This window comes from Stappia sp. P2PMeth1, assembly GCF_900185735.1.
Classification (GTDB): domain Bacteria; phylum Pseudomonadota; class Alphaproteobacteria; order Rhizobiales; family Stappiaceae; genus Stappia.
The window spans coordinates 606,925-615,452 of the sequence record NZ_FYAW01000019.1 but is presented as its reverse complement, the minus strand read 5'-3'; the positions used below and the strand labels follow the sequence as shown (position 1 = coordinate 615,452).

Genomic DNA, 8,528 nt, shown 5'->3' with positions numbered 1-8,528 from the left:
ATAATCTCAACCGACCGCACACGAGCCTCGACGGCCTCACCCCGAACGAATTTGCAACCCGGTCCGAAAGGGACCACAACCTGAACAGGGCTAACTTATAGACGCGGACAAAACGGGGAGCAGGTCAAGACGACAAATGACGGCTTGCCACCGCTGCTGCCTGGCCGACGTTGTAGCCGATCTGGGCCTTGATGCCTGCCAAACTGGCGAGATGCGCAACGCGGTTCGGGCAGATCGTCTCGCCCTGATCCAGAAGGTTATCGTGGAGCTTGCGATAGCCATACACCTTGCCGCTGTCCTTCCATGCTGTCCGGAGGAGCTCGGTCTGGCGAGCGTCTTCCTTCGCTCGTTTGCTCAGCAAGTTCTTCAGCCAGGCGTAAAAACCACTGGGATGGATGCGGAGACACCGACACATCGTCCGCACAGAACAGCGGACGATGCTCGGCGACGAACGCGTATCTCACTTTGCATCCTTGGCGAAATACGCGTTGGTTTTTTGGATGTCGCGCTGCCTAGCTGACCCTCGCCAGATCGCGCTCAACTGCCTGATCTCGGCATCCTTGTCGTCTTGGCCGGGTGGCTGCAAAATTTCCTCTTCCACGCGTGGAGAGAGTGCGGACTGATGCCCTGCCGCTTCGAAACCTCCGCGACCGGATAGCCTCGCTCGGTGATCTACGCCACCGCGTCTCGTTTGAAATCGTCGCTGAGATTGGCCTTGCCCATCATGACCTCCTTGCCTCAAAAATACGGAAGGAGGCGCCCAGAAATCTAGGGGTTATTCAGACAGTCATCAGTCATTCCCGGCTGAAACCATCATTGATGCAAACAGTTCGGAGGTGCCGCCCCTCGCCGCTGCGATCCATCTCGTTGCCGAGCGGGCTTGATACCGGTCATCCCTTCTATGTGCCGGATGCCTCCAGCCGCTTGCCGCGGACGAAGTCGGAGGGCGTCATGCCGTATTCGCGCAGGAACAGCTGCGAGAAGCGGCTGGGATTCGCATAGCCGACCGCCAGCGCCGTTTCGGTCACCGTCGCCCCGTCGCGCGCCAGCAGCATGCGTGCCTCCTCCATCCGCGACTTCTGCAGGAAGCTGTAGACCGGCAGGCCGAATTGCTGGCGGAAGCCGTCCTTCAGCCGCTTGTCGCTGAGGCCGACGCAGGTGGCGAGGTCGTGGATCGTCCAACTCCGGTCGAGCTGGCGCAGCAGCGTGTTCTTGGCGTCGTTGAGCTTGCGCGAGTCGCGCAGGATCTTGGTCCTGTGGCAGAGCAGCGGCTCGCGCACCATCGAGATGGCGGCGGTGAGCAGGTCGAGGCAGCGCGCCTCGATGGCGAGATCCTCGCAGCAGCGGTCGAGCCCGCTGGCGACCAGGCCGGCGGCGAGCGCGTCGATCATCTCCGTTGCCGGGAACCGCCCGACCCAGAACGAGCCGGTGGCCGCGACGGTGAGCGGATGCCCGCCGAGCGCCTGTTCGAACAGTGCCGTCGCGTCGAGCCGGCGCAGGAACGCCTCGCTGGCGCGGATCTCGATGCCGCGGAACCGCGTGTCCGCCGGCACGTCGTAGACTCCGCAGATCGGTGTCCTGGAGAAGATCATCAGCGCCGAGCGCGGGTCGTAGTCCAGCCGCACGGCGCGTGGATCGCCGTCCAGCGCCTTGAGGATGCTGCTGCCGGTGGCGTGTTGCAGAAGGACGATGGTCAGGCCCGGCGCCATGTTGGCCGTCCGGCGGAAGCGGTCCTGCAACTGCAGGTCATAGACGGACAGTTCCAGCCCGAGGCGGATGCCGAAGCGGCGGAAGTCTCCGTCGATCGCCGTTTCCGTCAGGCCGCTGTGGCTTGGCTGCCGGGCCGCGAGATCGAGCTCGCTGGCAGCCTGGCTCAAAGGGCGCTCTTCGATGTTCAGAGCCATTCGAACCTCTCCCGGGGCTGTGCACCAGAAAAGTGCCTAGTGTGGTGAATTTGAAATACGCCTCACTTCGGCAGCACGCCCAGAGCGTATTTCAGATTCGAAAACCACACTAGAAACATAGACTTGCTGGTCACCCTTTTTTGAATCTGAAGTTCGTTCGGAGCATGCCGCCAAAGGTGACGACCTTCAGATTCGGGTGACCAGGGCGGCAGGTGCACGCGAAAATAAGTACCGATTGGGGGCCTGCGGACCCTGATCGGGGTAGCGGACACGTCCATGATCTCCAATTCTTGACTGAAAAAGTCAACATTTAATCGCGCGTCCCCGAAACCCGCCTGTTCCACCAAATGCGCCATGCGGGATTGGCGTGACATGCGGGCAACGGTTCGCACGAGGGGACACGAAAGGCCCCGATCAGGGCTGAAGCAGGGCCGATCCGGGTGGCAGACCTTGCGAGGGGCAATTAAGGCCGAACTGTGGTCGGGGTAAGCACTTTATGACATCGCATCCGCGCGCTTCAGGCGCCTTCACCTTCAGGGTCGTCAGCCTGTTCATCGGGCTCTACGCGGCGCAGGCCATCACCGGCAGCCTCGTGCAGACCGGTCTTCCGACCGTGCTGCGGGAGGAGGGGATGGGGCTCGACCGCATCGGCCTGCTGTCGCTGCTGTTCCTGCCCTGGGCGCTGAAATTCCTGTGGGCGCCGCTGGTCGACCGTTTCTGCGTCGTCCGCCTCGGCCGCCGGCGGTCCTGGCTGTTGCTGTGCCAGTCCCTGATCGTCGCAAGTTTTCTCGTCCTGTCGCAGGTATCCCCGGCCGACCATTTCGAGCTGATGCTCTGCGTTCTTCTGGCCGTTGCCGTCTTCGCGGCGACCCAGGACATCGCCACCGATGCGCTGGCGGTCGAGGCGGTCGACGAAAGCCGCCGCGCCACCGTCAGCAGCGCCGGGGTCTTCGGCGGCTATGTCGGCTTCCTTCTCGGCGTCGGGGCGTGGCTGCCGGTCTATGCCGCGTTCGGCTGGCAGGCCTCGATGCTGTTCATGGCGGGCGTCGTCGCGGTGCTGACGATCCCGGCCGTCGCAGCGCGGGGGATCGAGGCCGGCGCGCCGGTGCCGGTTGCGGCGGGGCTGTCGCGTCCGCGCCTGTCGGCGTCGTTTCGCAGGATGGAGTATCGCCGCGGCCTCGGCTTCATGCTGGTCTATCAGTCGGGCCTGCGGCTCGGCATCGCCTTGATCGGGCCGTTCCTCGTCGATGCCGGGCTGACGCTTGCCGAGATCGGCTGGCTCAAGGGGGCGGGCGGCGCCGCCGCCGGGCTCGCCGCCGCGCTGGCGATGATGGCGGTGCTGCGGCGTCCTTCCGCGCGTGCCCTGATGCTCGCCGCCCTCGCCAACGCGGCGCTGTTCCTGGCGCTCGCGGGCGTGTGGAGCGGTATCGTCCCCAAGGATCTCGTCGCGCCGCTGATCCTGGCCCAGTCCGCCGCCGCGGCGACGTCGATGATCGCGCTTTACGCTGTGATGATCGGCTGGTGCTCGCCGCGTCAGGCCGGCACCGATTTCGCCCTGCTGCAGAGCGCCGACGCGGTGATGGCCATCGCCTTCGGCATTGCCGCCGGCTTCATCGGCCAGACCTTCGGGCATGCTGCCGTCTTTGCCCTTGCCGCTGTTCTGCTTCTCGTCGGTGCGGGTCTCGCCCGGCGCCTCTCGATTGCTTCGGAACCGCCTCTGTCTGTCGACGGGGCGCTGGAAATACAAGGAAATCAACAATGAGAAGCCGTGCTCTGCTGGGTGTTTCCCTCGTCGCGCTGATCGCCGTCCTGCGACCGTTCCCTTCGCACGCCCAGGAGGGTGCCGCGTCCGGCGAACCGACGGCGCTTCCCCGCATTCTCGTCTCGGCCACCAAGCGCTTGCAGGAGGCCTTCGAGGCGATCGGCGAGATCGCGACCGTTGAAGCGGATGAACTCGAGGAGCGCGGTTTCACCACCATCGACCGGATCGACCGGGTGTTCCCGGACGTGCTGGTCCGTCAGCGTTCGAGCCGGGCCTATTCCGGCATCACCGTGCGCGGCCAGTCGTCGGTCGACTTCTACAATCCGGCGACCCAGCTCTATGTCGACGGGCTGCCGCAGGACCAGGCGCTGTTCAGCCAGTTGCTGCCGCAAACCCTGGAGCGGGTCGAACTGCTCTACGGCCCGCAAGGCACGCTCTATGGCCGCAACGCCATCGGCGGCGTGATCAACGTCGTCACCCGCAAGCCGGGCAACGACTATTTCCTCAGCCCGGTCCTGAACGTGACCAATCTCGGCGCGCTTGGCGGCGTCGCCTTCGGCGGCGCGCTGATCGAGGACGTGCTCTACGGCGATGCCTGGTTCAGCGCCGAACACGAGGACGGCGAGATGCGCGACATGTTCACCGGCGAGCGCACCGGCGACAGCGAGACGCTGGCCGGCCAGGCCCGACTGCGCTACGCCCCCGTCGGCAGCCCGCTCGACATCATGCTCTCCTACGGCCGCAGCCAGCGCACGTCCGACGAGGAACGTTTCGTGATGCAGTCGATGCTGGACAGCCGCATCTCGCTGCCGGTGCCCTCGCACTACGAATTGACGACGGACAGCTACGGCCTGACCGCCTCCTACGACCTGGGTCCGGCGACGATCACCGCGCTGACCGGCTATCAGGACCGCTCGCTGCTGCGGACGATCTTCGGTTCCTACACGCCCGAATGGCAGAAGACGTTCAACCAGGAACTGCGCATCGCCTCCAACCCGGAGGAGGGCGCGATGTTCGACTATGTCGCCGGCCTCTACTTCCAGGATCTCGACTTCCGCCGCGAGGTGCCGGCCGCAACCCTCGCCTCGCATCAGGAAATCCGCTCCTACGCGGCCTTCGGCGAAGTCACCTGGCATGCGAGCGAGCGGATCGACCTGACCGGCGGACTGCGCTTCGATTATGAGCAGGTCGATGCCGCCACGACGCTGGCCGGTATCCGGCAGACCAACAGCGCCAATTTCTCGGCGCTCTCGCCCAAGGTGGGCGCCAGCTACAAGGTCACCGACGATGTGCTCGTCTACGCGCTGTTCAGCACGGGCTTCAAGGCCGGCGGCTTCACGCGCGCGGTGACCCCGGCCAATATCGGTTTCTCCTACCAGCCGCAGCACAGCTACAACTATGAGGCCGGCATCAAGGCGGGTCTCTTCGACGACACGCTGGAGCTTGGCTCCTCCGTCTATTTCACGATGACGGACGACTACCAGCTTTCCGTCGGCCCGGTCACCGGCCAGTATCTGCAGAATGTCGGCAAGGTGGAGAGCAAGGGCGTCAGCCTGACGGCCCGCTGGCAGCCGGTGCAGCCGTTCTCGCTGTCGGGCGGGATCGCCTTCAACGACACCTATTTCAGCCGCTACCGGAACCCCGCCAATCCGGGCGTCAACCTCACCGGCAACAAGGTGCCCTACGCGCCGGATGTCACGGCCAACCTGACCGCGGCCTATACGTTCGGCCTGCCGGGCGACTTCGGCGACCTGACCGCGCGCGCCGGCGTTTCCTATGTCGGCAAGACCTGGTTCGACGAAGCCAACACCGTGGGGCAGGGCGCCTACGCGCTGTTCGACGCGGGGGTGTCGTGGAAGCATGGCGAGAATGTCGTCGCCGACTTCTACGTCGATAACATCGCCGACAAGACCTATACGGTCTATGGGTTCGATGCGAGCTCCAGCGGCTTCGGCAATGTCTACCAACTGGGCAAGGGCCGCACCATCGGCGGCCGCCTCAAGATCACCTTCTGAGGCGGCAGGCATGCGGATCCTGATCTCCGGCGCCGGCCCGGCGGGCCTTGCGCTTGCCAACTGCCTGCTCGACGCCGGCATGGCGCCGGTCATCGTCGAGAAGGCACCGGCGCTGCGCACCGCCGGCTATGCGGTCGGCCTGCATCTTGGCGGCTGGGAGGTCGCCGAGCGGCTCGGCCTGATCGATGCCCTGAAGGCCCGGGCCATCTCGATCCAGCAGGCCGACTATCGGGACGCGCGAGGCCGCAAGCTGTTCTCCTACAATTATCGCCATCTGTCGGGGGCCTGCGGCGAGCGCATGCTGGTGATCCTGCGCGATGCCTTGCAGGAGGTTCTGGTCGAGCGACTGGCGGGCCGGGTGCCGATCCGCTATGGCACCACCATCACCGCCCTTGCCGACGAGGGCGAGGCGGTGGAGGTGGGGTTCTCGGACGGGTCGAGCGAGCATTTCGACCTTGTGGTGGCGGCTGACGGCTATCGCAGCGGCGTGCGGGAGCTGCAGTTTGGCCCACATTCCGAGTTCCTGAAACCGCTCGGCTATCGCAGCGCCGCGTGGCGCTTGCCCTCGTCGCAGGCGATGGACTGCGACTATGCCGCCTTCATGGATATCGACCTGCAGGCCGGTCTCTACCAGGTCGGCGACGGCACGGTGTCGACCCTGTTCTGCTGGCGCGACGAGGAGATCTCCCGCGTGCCTGCGGATCAGCGCACGGCCCAGATCGCCAGCCGGTTCTCGCACTGGCCGGCGCTGATTTCCGACACGTTCCGGGAGAATGTCGACTGGTCGAACGGCTTCTTCGACACGATCTGTCAGGTCGAGGTGCCGCAATGGTCGCGCGGCCGGGTGGTTCTGATTGGCGATGCGGCGCATTGCATGACCTTCCTGTCGGGGCAGGGCACCTCCACGGCCGTCGTCGGGGCCTATGTGCTGGCGGCCGAACTGGCGTCGCGGCCGCCGGCCGAGGCGCTGGCTGCCTATGAGGCGCGGCTGCGCCCCGTGGCGACGAGGCTGCAGAAGCAGTCGGAGAAGATCGGCGGGCATTACGTGCCGCGCAGCCGCTTCGGCCTTGCGGTCCAGTCCTGGGTCATTCCGGCGTTGATGCGTCCGCCGCTGGTCCGCCTGATGGCGCGCAAGATGCAGGCGTCCGCGCCCTCGATTGCGTGAGGACCTGCCCGCACGTGTTCGGCTACCAGCACCATCTTGCGATTTTCTGCAGGAGTGCAATCGACCCTTTACCCGTCGACAGCTGAAGTTCTTTGTTTGCTGACTTGACCCCAATCGACAATGATCGTCGTCGAAGCATAGGTACGCCGATAAAAGCACAACTCGACATGTGGGATCATTGAGTCTGTTCCCTACGCTGCTGTGCGAAATAATTCTCCAAGGAGCGCCGTGTCCATCTGGAGCAGCGTGGCGTGAAGAGGGGAGGGCGGTCGCAAGTAATGATGATTGCACGCCCCCGCAACCAGAATACCTAAGAAAATCAACGTTTCAGACGAAAGCCCCGATCCTCACGGACGGGGCTTTCGTCGTTTTTGGCACAAATTTAGAACAAAGAATGAACTGAGAAAGCCCTGCCGGATGCGCCGCCTCAGCCCGTTCGACATTGAGGACATCGACACGCCCGACGCCGACCGCTGTGGCGTTGTGATCGGTGCCCCGGGGGCAGTTCGCTTCGGCCGGCCAATGATAATCGGCCACTGATAATCGGCCATTGTCACGGCAGTTGGACCGCCTCTTCACCGCCGCCCTCGACATCGAGGTGTGAAAAGGTTCTGGTCCCCTTTAAAGACTGAGGATGCCCAAGGCTGTGGCTTCATCGGTAACGAGGATGCTGGCAAGGCGGGACTGGAGCATGGCGTGGATGGCCTCGATTTTTTCCGGGCCGCCTCCCACACAGATGCGCTCGGGCACGTTGCACATTTCCTCCTCGTCCATGGTGATGTGCCGTTCATCGAACTCGCTGATCACGATCTCTCCATCGCGATTGAAGAAATAGCCGGAGGCGAAGCCGACCGCGCCAAGGTCGAGATAGCACTGGATTTCCTCCTGGGTCATGAAACCGCCCTGCACCAACAGGGTGGGGCCGGTCAACTGGGTCACGCCAAAAAGGATCTTGCTGCAGTGTCGCAGCATTTCGAAATGCTCGCGTATGGCCGGTTCCGCCATGAGGATATCTTTCACGTGCGGTGACGACACCACGCCCGGCGCATGCAGGTTGACGGCGCGAGCATTCAGCTTTGCTGCGATGTTGGACGTGCACAGAACCGGTGAGAAGTCGAAGGTCGCCGCAGAACTGCCGGTGGTCTGGGCGACTGTGATACCCGGGAAGCGGCCTGGGGTCAGGGTGCGGGACAGGCTCAGCACAGTGCGGCCCCAGGCAACGCCGATAGTGTCGTCCGGCTGCAGGCGGGTTTCCAGAACCCGGGCGCCGAGCTGGCCGATCAGCTCTGTCAGCGGCGCGGCCCCGCCCGCATGCGGCAGCAGATAGCACTCGTTGAGCCCCGTCTTTTCGCACAGCTTCTGCGCCATCTCGATCCGCGCCATGCGGGTCGGGTCGATGGCGATTGTCACAACGCCCTCATCCTTGGCCCGTTGCAGCAGATTGAACACCGAAGCGCGGGATATGCGCAGCTCCTCGGCAATCTGGTCCTGCTTGTAGCCCTGCTCATAGTAGAGCCAGGCCGCCCACAGCACCTCGTCCATGGCGAATTGCGAGGGCACTGCCCGTCGTGGTGCGCCGCCGCGGACCTCCGCCGTGCTCTTCCCCTGATTGTACTTCTTCGACATGCAGGCTCCTTCCGTCCTGAGCCGTCCTTGGCAGATTTTCGCGCCGGTTTCCATTG

At 64.4% G+C, this 8,528-nt stretch carries 5 protein-coding genes and 1 pseudogene; 3 read left to right on the top strand and 3 right to left on the bottom strand.

The features are described from left to right. Window positions 1–128: 128 nt before the first annotated feature. Together P2PM1_RS25495 and P2PM1_RS13810 are read right to left on the bottom strand one after the other, a co-directional pair. Window positions 129–672: pseudogene (locus P2PM1_RS25495) on the bottom strand (transposase); the annotation flags it as partial. Window positions 673–899: 227 nt separating this feature from the next. Further along, complete coding sequence (locus P2PM1_RS13810; protein ID WP_186399429.1) at window positions 900–1,904, bottom strand: AraC family transcriptional regulator; 1,005 nt, start codon at window positions 1,902–1,904, stop codon at window positions 900–902. A gap of 496 nt (window positions 1,905–2,400) precedes the next feature. Here P2PM1_RS13810 and P2PM1_RS13805 point away from each other — a divergent pair, with 496 nt between their 5' ends. From P2PM1_RS13805 to P2PM1_RS13795, 3 genes are read left to right on the top strand one after another with little or no spacing between them, the layout of a single operon-like run. Further along, window positions 2,401–3,666, top strand: coding sequence for an MFS transporter (locus P2PM1_RS13805; protein ID WP_186399428.1), 1,266 nt, complete (start codon window positions 2,401–2,403; stop codon window positions 3,664–3,666). After that, on the top strand, window positions 3,663–5,681 hold the full coding sequence (locus tag P2PM1_RS13800; RefSeq protein WP_186399427.1) for a TonB-dependent receptor: 2,019 nt from the start codon (window positions 3,663–3,665) through the stop codon (window positions 5,679–5,681). The genes P2PM1_RS13805 and P2PM1_RS13800 overlap by 4 nt, the downstream gene beginning before the upstream one ends. A 10-nt stretch (window positions 5,682–5,691) precedes the next feature. Then, the gene (locus P2PM1_RS13795; RefSeq protein ID WP_186399426.1) at window positions 5,692–6,846 is read left to right on the top strand and encodes an FAD-dependent monooxygenase; all 1,155 of its coding nucleotides are present in this window, start codon (window positions 5,692–5,694) and stop codon (window positions 6,844–6,846) included. A gap of 621 nt (window positions 6,847–7,467) precedes the next feature. Here the strand turns inward: P2PM1_RS13795 and P2PM1_RS13790 are convergent. Next, window positions 7,468–8,472, bottom strand: coding sequence for a sugar-binding transcriptional regulator (locus P2PM1_RS13790; RefSeq protein WP_186386125.1), 1,005 nt, complete (start codon window positions 8,470–8,472; stop codon window positions 7,468–7,470). Window positions 8,473–8,528: the final 56 nt, after the last annotated feature.

Excerpts from the sequence above, each read along its gene's own strand:
- P2PM1_RS13800 (WP_186399427.1), top strand. The coding sequence starts at position 3,663 with ATGAGAAGCCGTGCTCTGCTGGGTGTTTCCCTCGTCGCGCTGATCGCC.
- P2PM1_RS13795 (WP_186399426.1), top strand. The coding sequence starts at position 5,692 with ATGCGGATCCTGATCTCCGGCGCCGGCCCGGCGGGCCTTGCGCTTGCC.
- P2PM1_RS13810 (WP_186399429.1), bottom strand. The coding sequence starts at position 1,904 with ATGGCTCTGAACATCGAAGAGCGCCCTTTGAGCCAGGCTGCCAGCGAG.
- P2PM1_RS13805 (WP_186399428.1), top strand. The coding sequence starts at position 2,401 with ATGACATCGCATCCGCGCGCTTCAGGCGCCTTCACCTTCAGGGTCGTC.
- P2PM1_RS13790 (WP_186386125.1), bottom strand. The coding sequence starts at position 8,472 with ATGTCGAAGAAGTACAATCAGGGGAAGAGCACGGCGGAGGTCCGCGGC.